Raw genomic sequence first — 13,950 nt, 5'->3', positions numbered from 1 at the left:
TCAGCTGTGTTTATAGTTGAGCGTTACGGTCGTCGCTGCGAGAAACGCTAAGATCATGCTGATAAAGTAAAGCGTGTCACGAAGTGTGAACTTTCCATTGTCGATAGCGCTGTATCTCGAAAAAGGGCTAAGGGAGACCAAGCTGTCCACCGCCCAGATTGGGGCTTGATGTTCAAGTGCGTCGAGTAAATAAGAGAGCGCACTGACGATAAGCATCAAGCCCACTGTCAGTAGGAAAAGGGCAGTGCGCTGACGCACCAGTGTGAAGATAAAACAACCGACCGCTAGATAACTGCCAGCCAGCAGCCAGCTTGATATAAATTGCGAAGCAATAACAGTGTTGTCCGCCACGCCCAGGTAGTTGGCGATGATCACGAGAGGGAAGGTCAACATGAGGGCTGTGCCCGCCACGACCCAGGCTGCTAAGAATTTGCCAATAACCCATTCAAACGTGGTGATGGGTAGTGTTTTCATCAGGTCGAGAAAACCGGCATTGGACTCGTCCGACCAGAGTTGTGCCGCCAGTACAGGAATCAATAACAAATAGAGCCAGGGGTGTAGCTGGAAGAAAACCTGCAAGTGACTGCTGTCCTGTTCTGGCCAGGAGCTCATGTGCAACCCCAATGCCACGGACAGTACTGAAAAAATGGCAATGCTCAGATAAGTGCCGGGTGTACCGGCAAAGTGGGCGAGCTGACGCTTGAAAATGACGGGCAGCAGTTTCAAAGGGGGGCCTCTCGGCTCAGAGCGTGAACTACGTCGCTGAGGCGACCAGGCTCCAGGCTCAGTGAGTTGATTTTCCAGCGACGATTGGCAATGAGCGTATTGATATGGGGGTAGATGGTGTGCCCCGGCATGGGCAGGACGGTCACGGTGCCGGGTGCATGCCGATGTTCTTCGATGCCCGCGACCCCTGGCAGTACGGCGAGAGCCAGCAGGTCCAAGGGGGCATCTGCGGTGAGGGTAACCGCCTGGAAATGGCGAGAGTCGCGTTGCAAATCCGGCATAGGGGCATCGGCCACCAGACGATCGCCTGCGATAACCAGTGCGCGCGTACAGAGTTCGGACAATTCATCGCAGTGTCGGGAAGCGATGATCACTGTCATTTCTTGCATCAATGACTGGATGAGGCTCCTGAATGTGTGTTTCTGATCAGGTGCCAGCCCCTCGGTCGGTTCATCCAGTAATAGCAAGGCCGGGGTGTGCAGGATGGCCTGGGCAATGGCGACTTTGCGCCTTAAACCCATGGAGAGAGCCTCGAGGGGCGCATTGAGCACCGGCAACAACTCCAATCGTGTCGCGGCATATTCCACCTGCGCGCGTTTTTTGGTGCCGCGCAGTCCGCGAATGGCTGCGATGTAGTCAAGGAACTCTTTAACCGACATCGTAGGATGACTGACGCACCTATGAAGTTGGTAGCCGATGAGTTTTTTTGCTTTAAATGGATGGGTTTTAGTATTGAAACCGTGGATGTTTATATACCCGCTGGAAGGAGTGGTCGAGCCCGATATTACATCGAGAAGCGCCGTTTTAACTGTAGGATTTTCTCCGAATAACCCCAGGCATTCCTGTTTGTTTGCGCTGAATGAAAAATCGCTGATTATTTTTTTATTGTTAAAATATTTTGTCAGGTTGATTATTTCGATCATTTAGCGTGGTGTGGTCGTAGAGGGGGAGAGTTTGAAAAGGGTACGGGCAATAGCTGTTTTTGGGAACGCCGCTCAGCATTAATCGGAAAAATCCTACGTGCGCGCCAGGCAGGTCGCTGAAACAATTGTTTTGTGTTTTTAACCTTTAATTATTGAGTGAATGTCTGAAGGTTATAGAGACTTTTCGAATTTTGTAATGAGGCCCGATTACCATGATGCTTCTACGTACCCTTGTTCTTGAACGCGACGGTCAGGATGCTCCGGTCAACGGTGCATTGCTCTGTGGGTTTGCTGTAGGTCAGATTGCCTCCAACTTCCTTGTTTATAGCTTGGATGAAGAGGTTGAGCCGGCGAGTTCCAGGGTTTATGTCGCAGCCTTGCGCAAAAAGCTTGATCGGTATTTTCTGAGCGGTGTTGAGTCCAAGGAAGACCTGCATGTGGCCATGCATGTCTTCAAGCAAATTCTCACATCGGTGGCGGCAGGCACCAAGGCGGGTGTCACCGAAACTCAGGTTCCTTATCATTTTATCGATTTGAAAGGCTGCAAGCTGCCGCCTGCGAGGCCCGAAGAACATCACTCGGTGATCATAAAGAAGGCATTGGTGATGAAAGTGATCACCCTGGGAATGTCTGCGCCGGTGATGCCGGCAATCGAAAGTGCCTCATTGATTGTGCCTTCCATTCGTTTCTCGTCGAAAATGAGTTCACCTGTCAGGGGGGCGAATCCACCCGAGCCTGTACATGAACCTGTTGTAGAAGAACCCCAACAGATGTCAGTCGACACGCCTGCGGCCATTGTTCGGGATGCACCTGTTGTCCTGAATGAGCCAAGCCCCTCGGCTCAGCCGCAGCTTCCGGCACCCGCGGACGACGGCACTTTGTCCGAAGTGGGCAGTACACTGACCAACCTCGCTCGTGTCGCTCAGGAGTTGACCCAACAGAAACTCGCTGCGGAGGAAAGGGCAACGGCGCTTGATCAATGGCAGGCCCGATTGCAGCAGGAGCAAACCCATTTGGATGAAAGGACCCGGGATTTGGAGCAACGCACCGCTCAACTGCATGACCAGTCTTTGGCGGTCAGTCAGCGAACCGAGGCCCTGAAGGTGATGACCTCGCAAGTATCGGGCTTGCGCCAGAGCCTGCGAGGTGTGCTGCTTGAACTGGATCAGGCCTTGGATGGTTAGACCGGCCTGGCTACTTTCTCGGGTTCATTTATCATCAATGCCAGCGAACCGACGCCGGGGTGTGATTTCCTGGCCTATCGACACCTATGGACATTGCCTGGGGATGCATGCGTTTGAGTACCAAGCTGATTACCAAAGAAGGTCATGAAGCGCTGAAGAAAGAGCTGGATTACCTGTGGCGCGAAAAGCGTCCGGATACCACACGCAAGGTGACGTGGGCTGCCTCCCTGGGGGATCGCAGCGAGAATGCCGACTATCAGTACAACAAAAAGCTGCTGCGTGAAATCGACCGGCGGGTGCGTTATTTGCGCAAGCGCCTGGAAGACATGCGCGTGGTGGAGTACATGCCCGAGCAGGAGGGGAAGGTGTTTTTCGGCGCATGGGTCGATATTGAAAACGAGCAAGGCGAGACCAAGCGTTTTCGTATCGTTGGTTATGACGAGATTTATGATCGGATGGACTATATCTCCATCGATTCACCGATGGCCCGTGCGCTGCTGCGCAAGGAAGTCGACGATGAGGCCATTGTGCAGACCCCGGGAGGCGAGGTGTGCTGGTGGATCACCGCTATTGAGTACGTGAAGTAAGCGACGTTGACCCGCACCCCGCAAGGGAGGCGGGTCGTTGACCGCTCAGCCCTCACGCAATACCGTCAGCGGGCTTGCATTCAGCGCACGGCGTGTGCCGAACACCCCGGCACCGCCGATCAATACGGCGCCGACCACAGGCAGCAGCAATAGCCAGGGGTGCGGGTGCCAGGCCAGGTCGAAGGCATAGCGGTACAGCACCCACGTCACCAACTCGGTGCCCAGCGCTGCCAGCAAGCCACTGACTGCGCCCAGCAAGCCGAACTCGATACGCCGCGCCTTGACCAGCAGCTTGCGCTCTGCGCCCAGTGCTCGCAGCAGTGCGCCTTGGCGAATGCGCTCATCCAATGTGGCCTGCAGGCCGGAGAACAGTACTGCCATCCCTGCGGCAAGTACAAACAACAACACGTATTCCACTGCCAGGGTCACTTGGGCGAGGATGCTGCGCAGCTGCTCCAGCAGCGCCTCGACCTGCAGGATGGTCACCGCCGGAAAGGCGCGGGACAGATCAACGATCTGCTGATCATGCCCTGGCGCGAGGTAGAAGCTGGTCAGGTAGGTGGCCGGCAGGTCCGTCAAAGTACCCGGTTGGAAAATCATGAAGAAGTTCGGCTGGAAGTTATCCCAGTTGATGGTTCGCAGGCTGGCAACCCGTGCCTCACGGTTTTCCCCGGCGATGGTGAACACCAGGTGATCGTTCAACTTGAGCTTGAGGCTTTGCGCGACCTTGGCTTCTACCGAGACTCCAGGAATTCCATCGGTGGGTTGTTGCGACCACCATGAGCCTTCGGTCAGGGTATTGCCCGGCGGCAGGTCGGCGGCCCAGGTCAGGCTCAAGTCGCGTTGTACCGCGCGGTCACCACTGGAGTCCTTGCTGACTATTTCCTGTACAGGCTCGCCATTGATACTGATCAATCGCCCTGGCACCACCGGGTACAGCGGCGCTGATTGCGCCTGCACTTCCAGCAGGCGGGCGCCAAAGGTGTCCTTATCGGCCGGCAGGATATTCAGGGCGAAATAGTTAGGTGCGTCCTTGGGCAACTGGTTTTGCCAGGTGTCCAGCAATTCGCCGCGCAGCAGGGCGATCAAGCCCATGGACAACAGGATCAGGCCGAACGCCAGGGACTGGCCCGCCGCCGCCAGCGGGTGGCGCAGCAATTGGCCCAGGCCCAGGCGCCACGGCAAGGACGCTCGGGCCAACAGGCGTCGCAGGCTCTGCAACAGCAGCAAAAGCAAGCCACCCAGAACCAGCGCGGCGACCACGCCGCCGCCCAGCAGGGCGAAGGTCAGCACCAGGTCGAGGCTAAGGCGCCACATGATCAGGCCCAGGGCGAACAGCGCAGCGCCGTAGACCATCCAGGTGCTGGACGGGATAGGCAGCAGGTCGCGCCTCAACACGCGCAGAGGTGGTACGCGACCGAGTGCGGCCAGTGGTGGCAGGGCGAAACCCGCGAGAGCGACCAGCCCGGTGCCGATCCCGGCGACTGCCGGCAACAGCCCGCCTGGGGGAACATCCGCCGGCAGCAGGTCGTGCAGGAAATAGAACAGGCCAAACTGTGCCAGCCAACCGAGCAGGGCGCCGGCCAGGCTCGCCAGCAACCCCAGTACGCTCAATTGCAGGCTGAACAGCAACATGGCCTCGAGTCGCGACAACCCAAGGCAACGTAGCAACGCACTGGCGTCGAAACGGCGGGTGGCAAAACGGTTGGCCGACAGGGCCACGGCCACACCGGCCAACAGCACAGCCACCAGGCTGGCCATGTTCAGGTAGCGCTCGGCTTTGCCAAGGGCGCCACCGATCTGCTGGTTGCCGTCCCGTGAGTCCTGAAGACGCTGGTTGGCGGCGAGCCCCGGCTTGATCAGGTCACGATAGGTTTGCAGCGCCGTGCTGGCCTGTGGTCCACGCCACAACTCGCGGTAGCTGACGCGACTGCCTGGTTGGACTACGCCGGTGGCGTCCAGGTCCGCCAGGTTGATCATCACCCTGGGCGTCAGGCTATAGAAGTTGCCGGCGCGATCCGGTTCGTAGGTCAGTACGCGTGCCAGGCGCAAGGTCTTCATACCCACATCGATACTGTCGCCGACTTTCAGGTCCAGCGCCGTCAACAGCCGCGCCTCTACCCAGGCTTCACCCGGTTTCGGTCCGCCGCCTGGGGTTTCATCGCCAAAAGGCGCAGCGGCACTCTTCAACTCGCCCCGCAGCGGGTACTGCTCGTTCACGGCCTTGATGCTGGAAAGCTGAATGCCGTTGTCGGTGGCGATGACGCTGGAGAACTCAACCACACGGGCGTGATCCAGGCCCAGTTCGGTCCCGGATCTGATTTGTTCGGGGCGGGCCGGTGAGCTGCCTTCGAGTACCAGGTCGGCGCCGAGGAACTCGGTGGCGCGTAACAGCATCGCGCCGTTGAGGCGGGCGCCGAAATAACCGATAGCGGTACTGGCGGCCACGGCCACCAACAGGGCGAAGAACAACACACGCAATTCGCCGGCGCGGGCATCGCGCAGTAATTGGCGCAGGGCAAGGCTGAACAGGCGCAACAGCGGCAAACGTGCCATCAAGGCTCCAGGGGGGCGACCATCAGGCCGGCTTCAAGGCGGATCAGGCGTCGGCAACGATGAGCCAGGCGCTCGTCATGGGTAACCAGCACCAGGGTCGTGCCGCTTTCTTTATTGAGCTCGAACAGCAGGTCGCTGATGCGCTCGCCGGTGTGACTGTCGAGGTTGCCGGTGGGCTCATCGGCAAACAGCACGTCCGGTTCGGCGGCGAAGGCGCGGGCAATCGCCACCCGTTGCTGTTCGCCCCCGGAAAGCTGGCGTGGTGAGTGGGTCAGGCGTTGGCCGAGGCCCACGCGCTCCAGTAGGTGTTTGGCGCGTTCGCGGGCGTCTTTGCGGCCATCCAGCTCCAGCGGCAGCATGACGTTCTCCAGCGCATTGAGGCTGTCGAGCAGTTGGAACGACTGGAACACAAAGCCCACGTGTTCGGCGCGGATGCGCGCCCGTTGGTCTTCGTCGAGGGTGCTGAGCGCCTGGCCAGCGAGGGTGACTTCACCGCTGCTGGGCAGATCGAGGCCGGCCAGCAGGCCGAGGAGGGTGGATTTACCGGAACCGGAGCTGCCGACGATAGCCAGGCTATCGCCCTTGTTCAGTTCCAGGCTCAGTTCGTGCAGGATAGTCAGTTCACCTTCCGCGCTGGGAACCACTTTGCTGAGGTTCCGCGCGGTGAGAATGCTTGCGCCCATGGAGAATCCGATGCGAATGTGGTTTTTGAGTGCTGGCCTGGCCTTGATGTGCATGGCCCAGAACGCAGCGGCGGGTACAGTCCTGATCGTTGGCGATAGTATCAGTGCCGGTTTCGGCCTGGATACCCGCAAAGGGTGGGTGGCACTGCTGGAGCAACGGCTCAAGAAGGAGGGTTTCGACGATAAGGTGGTCAACGCCTCCATCAGCGGCGACACCAGTGCCGGAGGCCTGGCGCGGCTGCCGGCGGCGCTTGCAGAGCATAAGCCGGACGTGGTGGTGATCGAGTTGGGGGGCAACGATGGCTTGCGCGGGCAGCCGCCTGCGCAATTGAAACAAAATCTTGCGTCGATGATCGACCAGTCCAAGGCCGGCGGTGCCAAAGTCTTGTTGCTGGGTATGCAGTTGCCGCCCAATTATGGCCCGCGATACACCACGGCGTTTGCCGAAGTCTATGGCGTGCTGGCCAAGGAAAAAAACGTCCCGCTGGTACCGTTTTTCCTTGAGGGAGTGGGGGGTAATCCAGAGCTGATGCAGGCGGATCAACTGCACCCGGCAGTCGGTGCCCAGGGCAAATTGCTGGAAAATGTCTGGCCGACGCTAAAACCGCTGCTATGACGCTTTTCTACCGGCAGGCTTTCGGCTAAGGTGGCGCCCCCCCGATCTGGAGCCCCCGATGTCGCGTCCTGCCTGGTCCCTGTTTAACTACCAACTGATCGAGCCGGACGAACAGCTGGATCTGTTCGCCTGCCAGGAAGTGCGGGTGCATCTGGTGACGCGTCAATTGGAACTGGGCGGCTCCATCGATCGGACCCTGTGCGGTACGTTATTGCCGGCGCAGCCGCGCTGGTCCCTGGTCGACCGTTCGATTTTTCAGGACCAGCGCCTGTGCCCTTTGTGCCGGGCGATCCTGGAGTCGCAGAAGCGTGGCACGCCGCCAATCTGGCCCGAGTTGCGTTTCGAGTTGTAGGGGGCAGCTAGAAGCCCGCTTCACGTATACAATCGATTTTTACCTCCCGTCGTTCTGCGAAGGATTTTCCGGATGTTGTCGCGCCTTTCCGTCGTCACCTGCTGCCTGTCTCTTGCTGCCTTGTGTGCGGCCGGTCCTGCCGCCGCCTTGCAGTTGCCCTTGCCTCCACCCGGTGAAGACATCGTCGGTCAGGTCCAGGTAATCAAGGCCAAGTACGAAGACACCTTTGCCGACCTGGGCACCACCTACGACCTGGGCTATTCGGAAATGGTCGCGGCCAATCCGGGCGTCGATGCCTGGTTGCCGGGGGCGGGGACCGAGATCGTCCTGCCGACCCGCTTCATTCTGCCGCCGGGCCCCCGTGAGGGCATTGTGATCAATCTGGCGGAATATCGGCTCTACTACTTCCCCAAGGGACAGGACGTGGTCTACACCTTCCCGCTTGGGATTGGTCGTGAAGGCTGGGGCTCGCCCATTGCTCACACCAGCATCATCGCTAAGACGCCGAACCCGACCTGGACGCCGCCGGCCTCGATCAAGGCCGAGCACGCCGCCAACGGCGACCCGTTGCCCAATGTGGTGCCGGCCGGCCCGGACAACCCTCTGGGGCCGTTCAAGTTCACCCTGGGGACGCCGGGTTACCTGATCCACGGTTCCAACATGAAGTTCGGCATCGGCACCCGTACCAGCCACGGCTGCTTCCGCATGTTCAACAACAACGTGCTGGAAATGGCCGGTATGGTCCCGGTGGGGACGTCGGTGCGCATCATCAACGATGCCTACAAGTTCGGCAGCAGCGGCGGCAAGGTCTACCTCGAAGCGCATACGCCCTTGAACGACGACGGCACGCCGTCGGTGGTCGACAAGCACACGGCAGTGATCAACGCCTTGCTCAAGCGTGAAGACCTGGCCAATAACCTGCGGGTGAACTGGGACCAGGTGCGTGATGTGGTCGCGGCGGAAGATGGCCTGCCAACCGAGATCGGTGTGCCAGGTGCTGCACCGATTGCCTCCAGCGCGCCGATTGATTTGCAGCAGTAAGCCTGCTCCATCAACAGCCCGCTGCAGCCTTGCGCTGCGGCGGGCTTTTTATTGTCTGTAATCGAGAGCCGAATCGCAGGCAATAAAAAAGCCGATCCAAGAATGGATCGGCTTGATAACAATCCCGAGGGATTATTACTTGCGGCTAGCTTTTTCAAGCATGCGCAGAGCGCGCTCGTTAGCTTCGTCAGCAGTCTGTTGTGCTTTTTGAGCAGCAGCCAGAGCTTCATCAGCTTTACGGTAGGCTTCGTCTGCACGGGCCTGGGAGCGAGCTGCTGCGTCTTCAGTTGCAGTCAGACGAGCTTCGGTTTCTTTGGAGACGCTGCTGCAACCGGTAGCCAGAACTGCGGCCAGAGCCAGAGCAGAGAATTTCAGAACGTTGTTCATCGTGTTCCCCTTCAAGGACTTTCTATTAAATGGCTACTCTCAGAGTGAGCTAATAGCCGGCGTACATACTACCCATTACTTGTAGTAAGTAAACTGACGTAGCGCAAGAAGCAAAAAAAATTCTTGTGCCGAATCTATTTTGGCTAATCTTTTGGACATTTGTATAAAAACCGTACAGTTTTTTGCAGTCTGACGGAGGTTGGACCCAGGCTGAGAGGGCCGGCCCGCATGTGTTAAGCCTTGTAAATAGATGAAATTTTATATATCGAGGCTGACACTTTCGTTTGGCTGGCCTTTACCACGCTCCGCATCTTTTGTGCATGTAGAGGTGACTTTAAGAGCGCCTGTTCGTCTCAAGGTTCAACTGCCGGCAATGTTCAGGCTTTCGGTCACCGGTTGATCGAGGCCCTTTCTATATCCACCAGCGGCAGGGATGACGGGTACGCCTTGAGCAATTACAGGATTGGTGCCTACTATTCCCTACGTGCTGGTTGTGAGCGCTCAAGGTTTTCTCGTTGTCGAAACCGGCACGGGGTGGCGTAGATGTTCCTTCGCCGGAAAAACATCGGTAAGGTAGGGGTCAGAATCCAAGACCCGCGAGGAGTAGTGATGAGCGAGGCGTTGTCCATCCACCATGACCAGGCTGGTCATCAGTTCGAGACCAATGTGGACGGTCATCGTGCCTATCTGACCTATATGGACCTCGGGAAGCAGACCCTGGACATCTATCGGACCTTCGTGCCCAACGCACTGCGCGGCCGTGGCATTGCAGCTGCGTTGACCGAGGAAGCGTTGAAGTTTGCCGAAGAGCAAGGCTACACGGTGATCCCGTCGTGCTCCTATGTCGAACGCTACATGGAACGCCACCAGCGCCATGCCGCGAAGCTTTGAGGCATAAAACGCAGGATGAAAAACGCCGGGCTCAGCCCGGCGTTTTTGTGTGCGCATACTTCAGATACAGGTTCAGGTGCGTTTGCGTTTCGGCAATACGTCCTTGAGCTTGGCGTGCATGCTGCGCAGGGTATTTTCGGTGGCGGACCAGTCGATGCAGGCATCGGTGATCGACACACCGTACTGCAAGTCGGCCAGGTCCTTTGGAATCGCCTGGCAGCCCCAGTTCAGGTGGCTCTCGACCATCAGGCCGATAATCGACTGATTGCCTTCGAGGATCTGGTTGGCCACGTTTTCCATCACCAGCGGCTGCAGGGCCGGGTCCTTGTTGGAGTTGGCGTGGCTGCAGTCGACCATGATATTCGGCTTGATCTTGGCCTTGTTCAACGCCTGCTCGCAGAGCGCAACGCTGACCGAGTCATAGTTGGGCTTGCCATTGCCGCCGCGCAACACCACGTGACCGTAGGCATTGCCCTTGGTGGTGACGATGGAGACGCCGCCTTCCTGGTTGATACCCAGGAAACGGTGAGGACTGGAGACCGATTGCAGCGCGTTGATCGCCACGGTCAGGCCGCCGTCGGTGCCGTTCTTGAAGCCTACGGCCGAAGACAGGCCGGATGCCATTTCGCGGTGGGTCTGCGACTCGGTGGTGCGCGCGCCGATGGCCGACCAGCTGATCAGGTCCTGCAGGTACTGCGGGGAAATCGGGTCGAGGGCTTCGGTGGCAGTGGGCAGGCCCATTTCGGCCAGGTCCAGCAGCAATTTCCGACCGATGTGCAAACCGTCCTGGATCTTGAACGAGTCGTCCAGGTACGGGTCGTTGATCAAGCCTTTCCAGCCGACGGTGGTACGCGGTTTCTCGAAATAGACGCGCATCACCAGGTACAAGGTGTCGGACACTTCTGCCGCCAGTACTTTTAGGCGCTCGGCGTATTCGTGAGCAGCCTTGAGGTCGTGGATCGAGCAAGGCCCGATCACGACGAAGAGGCGGTGGTCGGTGCCATCGAGAATGTCACGGATGACTTCGCGGCCCTTGGTGACGGTCTGCAGGGCAGCGTCGCTCAAAGGGATTTCGCGCTTGAGCTGATCGGGTGTGATCAGGGTCTCGTTGGATTCGACGTTTAGGTCATTGATCGGTAAATCAGCCATCGTGTTACTCGCCAGGGTCACGGGTGCCGGCCGCCAGCCATCCCCGTGCGGCGGGCACAGCATGATTGGAATACAGGGGGAGGAACCTTAGCGCGTAACACGGGCCCGCGACAATGGGCAAAGCCCGCTTTAATCCCGCGCTGGTCGCACAAATGTCTCATGGGAGAACTCGCCCGCATGGCGCGCCACCCACTCACGGGCCAGGGCTTCGAGTTGCTGCGGGGTCGGTTCGGCATCTTCATGCTGGCGGCAGTAGCGCTCTATCCGGCATGCTTGCTCACCCATTCGCGCACCGAACAACGCATGTTCATCGGTAAACGAAATGCCCACGCGGTAGCCGTTTTCCACCTTGCGACACCACGCCACATAACCTGGATAGCGGGCGCTGGCGCCCAGGGAGGGAATGAGCAGATCAACGGCCGTGCCCTGGCGCCACGCGCGCGGCCAATTGCAGGCGACGCCGCCCAGGCCGATAGTGAGCAGGCGTTGGCGGGGGATGGCAGGAGAGGGGCGTTGGATTAACTCGACAGCGACATCATCAGGGTGAGGTAAAAAACGACCCATGTACACGGACTCCGAGCACCGTCCAGTTGACGGCGGTGGCAGCAGTATAGTGAAGGAACTGGAATTGACCGACCTGGATATTGACCAGCAATTGCTGGGATTGCCAGGTATTTCGCTGGTGGTGTTCACCAGCGTGGGGTGTTCCAGTTGCCGTTGGGCGCGCCAGCAATTGCCGGGCTGGCGTTTGCCGGTGGACCGCGTGTGCTGGGTGGATGCCGGGCACAACGGCGGTGCGGTCGAACGCTACCAGATCTTTCATTTGCCGGCGTTGTTTGTGGTGTGCGAGGGTCAATTCTTCGGGCAGATACAGACACGTCTTACGCCTGCTGACACCTGCGAAGCAGTAAAAATAGCGCTTACCCGCACCCCGGAGGATTTGCCATGACTGCACTTGCACCCCAGACGCCACGTATAGGCATTATCGGAACCGGCGCCATTGGTGGCTTCTATGGAGTGATGCTGGCACGCGCGGGCTTCGACGTGCACTTCCTGCTGCGCAGCGAATACGCGGCGGTCAGCGAGCACGGCCTGCGCGTCAATAGCAGTGTGCATGGCAACCTGCTGCTGCACCCGGTGCAGGCCTACGCCCGTGCCGCGGACATGCCGCCGTGCGACTGGCTGCTGGTGGGCACCAAGTCCACGGGCAATGTCGAGCTGGCCCCGACCCTCGCCCAGGTCGCGGCGCCGGACGCCAAGGTGGTGTTGCTGCAAAACGGCCTGGATGTCGAAGACAGTCTGCGTGAACACCTGCCAGCGTCGCTGCATCTTCTCGGCGGGCTGTGCTACATCGGCGTGCACCGCTCCGGTCCGGGTGTGGTTGAACATCAAGCCCTGGGTCGGGTCAACCTGGGCTATCACAGCGGTTCGGCTGCCAACGATGAGGCTCGTCAGAAAGCGATTGTCGAAGCCGGCGCTGCGTTGTTTCATAAGGCCGGCATCGAATCCCAAGCCATGGCCAATGTGCATCAGGCGCGCTGGCACAAGTTGGTGTGGAACGTCCCCTACAACGGCCTCTCGGTGTTGCTGGGCGCGGGCACCACGGCGATGATGGCGGACCAATCCAGCCGTGAGCTGATCCAGGCGCTGATGGCCGAAGTGGTGCAGGGCGCCCATGCCTGCGGCCATGAAATCCCCGCCAGTTACGCGGAGCAGATGTTCGCCATGACGGAAACCATGGACGATTACCTGCCCAGCATGTACCACGACCATGTACACAAACGCCCGCTGGAGCTGGCGGCGATCTATGCGCGACCGCTTGCTGCCGCCAAGGCCGCGGGTTGCGAATTGCCGCGAATGCAGGCGCTGTACCAGGCCTTGAGTTTTATTGATCGGCATAACCGCTGATTGGGGGGACGTACCATGGCAAAGGGATTGGGCGACAAACTGGTGCTGGCGATTTCTTCGCGGGCGCTGTTCGACCTGAGCGACAGCCACAAGGTCTACCTGGCCCAAGGGGTGGAGGCCTACCGTAAATATCAGATCGAACACGAGGAAGAGACCCTTGAGCCCGGTGACGCTTTTCCGCTGGTCAAGAAGCTGCTGAGCCTCAATGCCAGCCTGGGCCGTGCTCGGGTCGAGGTGGTACTGGTATCGCGTAACAGTGCCGACACCGGCCTGCGTGTATTCAACTCGATTCAGCACTACGGCCTGGATATTTCCCGTGCCGCTTTCGTAGGCGGACGTAGTCCTTATCCTTATTTAGCTGCGTTTGGCTGCCATCTGTTTCTTTCCACCCATGCTGAAGATGTACGCAGTGCCCTCGATGCCGGCTTTGCCGCCGCGACGATTCTGTCGGGCGGTCCGCGCCGGGCGTCCAGCGAGGAGCTGCGGATCGCCTTTGACGGTGACGCGGTGCTGTTCTCCGATGAGTCGGAGCGCGTGTATCAGGCCGGCGGGTTGGAGGCGTTCCAGGCCAGCGAGCGCGAGTCGGCGCGGCAACCTTTGCACGGCGGTCCCTTCAAGGGGTTCCTGGCGGCACTCAACTTGTTGCAGCGTGAGTTTCCAGACGAGGCCTGCCCGATCCGCACAGCCTTGGTCACCGCCCGTTCGGCGCCTTCTCACGAGCGGGTGATTCGTACCTTGCGTGAGTGGGATATCCGACTGGATGAGTCATTGTTTCTCGGCGGCCTGGAGAAGTCCGCATTCCTGGAGGCGTTTGCCGCTGATGTGTTTTTCGATGACCAGGCCGGGCATTGCGAGAAGGCCCGGGAGGTGGTGGCCACCGGGCATGTGCCCCATGGCATCAGTAACGAGGTGAGGATTCAGGCCGAGAGTTAGGGGCGCTGCTAAGC

General features: G+C 59.2%; 16 protein-coding genes. 9 read left to right on the top strand and 7 right to left on the bottom strand.

Annotated elements, in window-relative coordinates; translation table 11 throughout:
* Both FBY10_RS23500 and FBY10_RS23495 read right to left on the bottom strand, forming a co-directional pair.
* Positions 1 to 726 (bottom strand): ABC transporter permease, encoded by a 726-nt coding sequence (locus tag FBY10_RS23500; RefSeq protein WP_145338090.1) that lies wholly within the window; start codon positions 724 to 726, stop codon positions 1 to 3.
* A complete protein-coding gene (locus FBY10_RS23495; RefSeq protein ID WP_145338089.1) occupies positions 723 to 1,649 on the bottom strand; it encodes an ABC transporter ATP-binding protein in 927 nt (308 codons plus the stop codon). Before FBY10_RS23495 ends, FBY10_RS23500 begins: the two co-directional genes overlap by 4 nt.
* A gap of 212 nt (positions 1,650 to 1,861) precedes the next feature.
* Here FBY10_RS23495 and FBY10_RS23490 point away from each other — a divergent pair, with 212 nt between their 5' ends.
* Both FBY10_RS23490 and greB read left to right on the top strand, forming a co-directional pair.
* Complete coding sequence (locus tag FBY10_RS23490; protein ID WP_145338088.1) at positions 1,862 to 2,833, top strand: hypothetical protein; 972 nt, start codon at positions 1,862 to 1,864, stop codon at positions 2,831 to 2,833.
* Positions 2,834 to 2,946: 113 nt separating this feature from the next.
* Positions 2,947 to 3,420: a transcription elongation factor GreB gene (gene greB, locus FBY10_RS23485; RefSeq protein WP_053130756.1), complete on the top strand. Its 474-nt coding sequence runs from the start codon at positions 2,947 to 2,949 to the stop codon at positions 3,418 to 3,420.
* 45 nt (positions 3,421 to 3,465) lie between these two features.
* Here the strand turns inward: greB and FBY10_RS23480 are convergent, their stop codons facing one another.
* Together FBY10_RS23480 and FBY10_RS23475 are read right to left on the bottom strand one after the other, a co-directional pair.
* Entirely contained in the window at positions 3,466 to 5,976 is a 2,511-nt protein-coding gene (locus FBY10_RS23480) for an ABC transporter permease (protein ID WP_145338087.1), read from the bottom strand.
* Entirely contained in the window at positions 5,976 to 6,659 is a 684-nt protein-coding gene (locus FBY10_RS23475; protein ID WP_016972350.1) for an ABC transporter ATP-binding protein, read from the bottom strand. The genes FBY10_RS23480 and FBY10_RS23475 overlap by 1 nt, the downstream gene beginning before the upstream one ends.
* Positions 6,660 to 6,669: 10 nt before the next feature.
* Between FBY10_RS23475 and FBY10_RS23470 the strand changes: the two genes are divergently transcribed.
* The 3 genes from FBY10_RS23470 (at position 6,670) to FBY10_RS23460 (ending at position 8,668) form a co-directional block, all read left to right on the top strand.
* Positions 6,670 to 7,275, top strand: a complete 606-nt coding sequence (locus FBY10_RS23470; RefSeq protein WP_131699533.1) for an arylesterase — start codon at positions 6,670 to 6,672, stop codon at positions 7,273 to 7,275.
* Positions 7,276 to 7,333: 58 nt separating this feature from the next.
* Entirely contained in the window at positions 7,334 to 7,627 is a 294-nt protein-coding gene (locus FBY10_RS23465; protein ID WP_003172705.1) for a hypothetical protein, read from the top strand.
* Positions 7,628 to 7,699: 72 nt separating this feature from the next.
* The gene (locus FBY10_RS23460; RefSeq protein ID WP_027606975.1) at positions 7,700 to 8,668 is read left to right on the top strand and encodes a L,D-transpeptidase family protein; all 969 of its coding nucleotides are present in this window, start codon (positions 7,700 to 7,702) and stop codon (positions 8,666 to 8,668) included.
* A gap of 135 nt (positions 8,669 to 8,803) precedes the next feature.
* On the opposite strand, the gene oprI is transcribed toward FBY10_RS23460, so the two are convergent.
* On the bottom strand, positions 8,804 to 9,055 hold the full coding sequence (gene oprI / locus FBY10_RS23455; RefSeq protein ID WP_003172710.1) for an outer membrane lipoprotei OprI: 252 nt from the start codon (positions 9,053 to 9,055) through the stop codon (positions 8,804 to 8,806).
* A gap of 609 nt (positions 9,056 to 9,664) precedes the next feature.
* Between oprI and FBY10_RS23450 the strand changes: the two genes are divergently transcribed.
* Positions 9,665 to 9,946 carry a GNAT family N-acetyltransferase gene (locus FBY10_RS23450; protein WP_027606976.1) on the top strand — a complete coding sequence of 94 codons (282 nt, stop codon included), beginning with the start codon at positions 9,665 to 9,667 and terminating at the stop codon, positions 9,944 to 9,946.
* A 72-nt stretch (positions 9,947 to 10,018) separates the two neighbouring features.
* On the opposite strand, the gene FBY10_RS23445 is transcribed toward FBY10_RS23450, so the two are convergent.
* On the bottom strand, positions 10,019 to 11,095 hold the full coding sequence (locus FBY10_RS23445; protein ID WP_053130701.1) for a 3-deoxy-7-phosphoheptulonate synthase: 1,077 nt from the start codon (positions 11,093 to 11,095) through the stop codon (positions 10,019 to 10,021).
* 129 nt (positions 11,096 to 11,224) lie between these two features.
* Positions 11,225 to 11,659 (bottom strand): PilZ domain-containing protein, encoded by a 435-nt coding sequence (locus FBY10_RS23440; protein WP_131699531.1) that lies wholly within the window; start codon positions 11,657 to 11,659, stop codon positions 11,225 to 11,227.
* Between FBY10_RS23440 and FBY10_RS23435 the strand changes: the two genes are divergently transcribed.
* The 3 genes from FBY10_RS23435 to FBY10_RS23425 are packed head-to-tail and all read left to right on the top strand — an operon-like array spanning position 11,658 to position 13,936.
* Complete coding sequence (locus FBY10_RS23435; protein WP_131699530.1) at positions 11,658 to 12,044, top strand: thioredoxin; 387 nt, start codon at positions 11,658 to 11,660, stop codon at positions 12,042 to 12,044. The genes FBY10_RS23440 and FBY10_RS23435 overlap by 2 nt on opposite strands.
* The gene (locus FBY10_RS23430) at positions 12,041 to 13,003 is read left to right on the top strand and encodes a putative 2-dehydropantoate 2-reductase (protein ID WP_145338086.1); all 963 of its coding nucleotides are present in this window, start codon (positions 12,041 to 12,043) and stop codon (positions 13,001 to 13,003) included. Before FBY10_RS23435 ends, FBY10_RS23430 begins: the two co-directional genes overlap by 4 nt.
* Before the next feature lie 15 nt (positions 13,004 to 13,018).
* Positions 13,019 to 13,936 carry a 5'-nucleotidase gene (locus FBY10_RS23425; protein ID WP_131699528.1) on the top strand — a complete coding sequence of 306 codons (918 nt, stop codon included), beginning with the start codon at positions 13,019 to 13,021 and terminating at the stop codon, positions 13,934 to 13,936.
* The last annotated feature ends 14 nt before the right edge of the window (positions 13,937 to 13,950 follow it).

The organism is Pseudomonas sp. SJZ103, assembly GCF_007828335.1.
Lineage (GTDB): Bacteria > Pseudomonadota > Gammaproteobacteria > Pseudomonadales > Pseudomonadaceae > Aquipseudomonas.
This window is presented reverse-complemented; position numbering and strand designations above follow the sequence as displayed.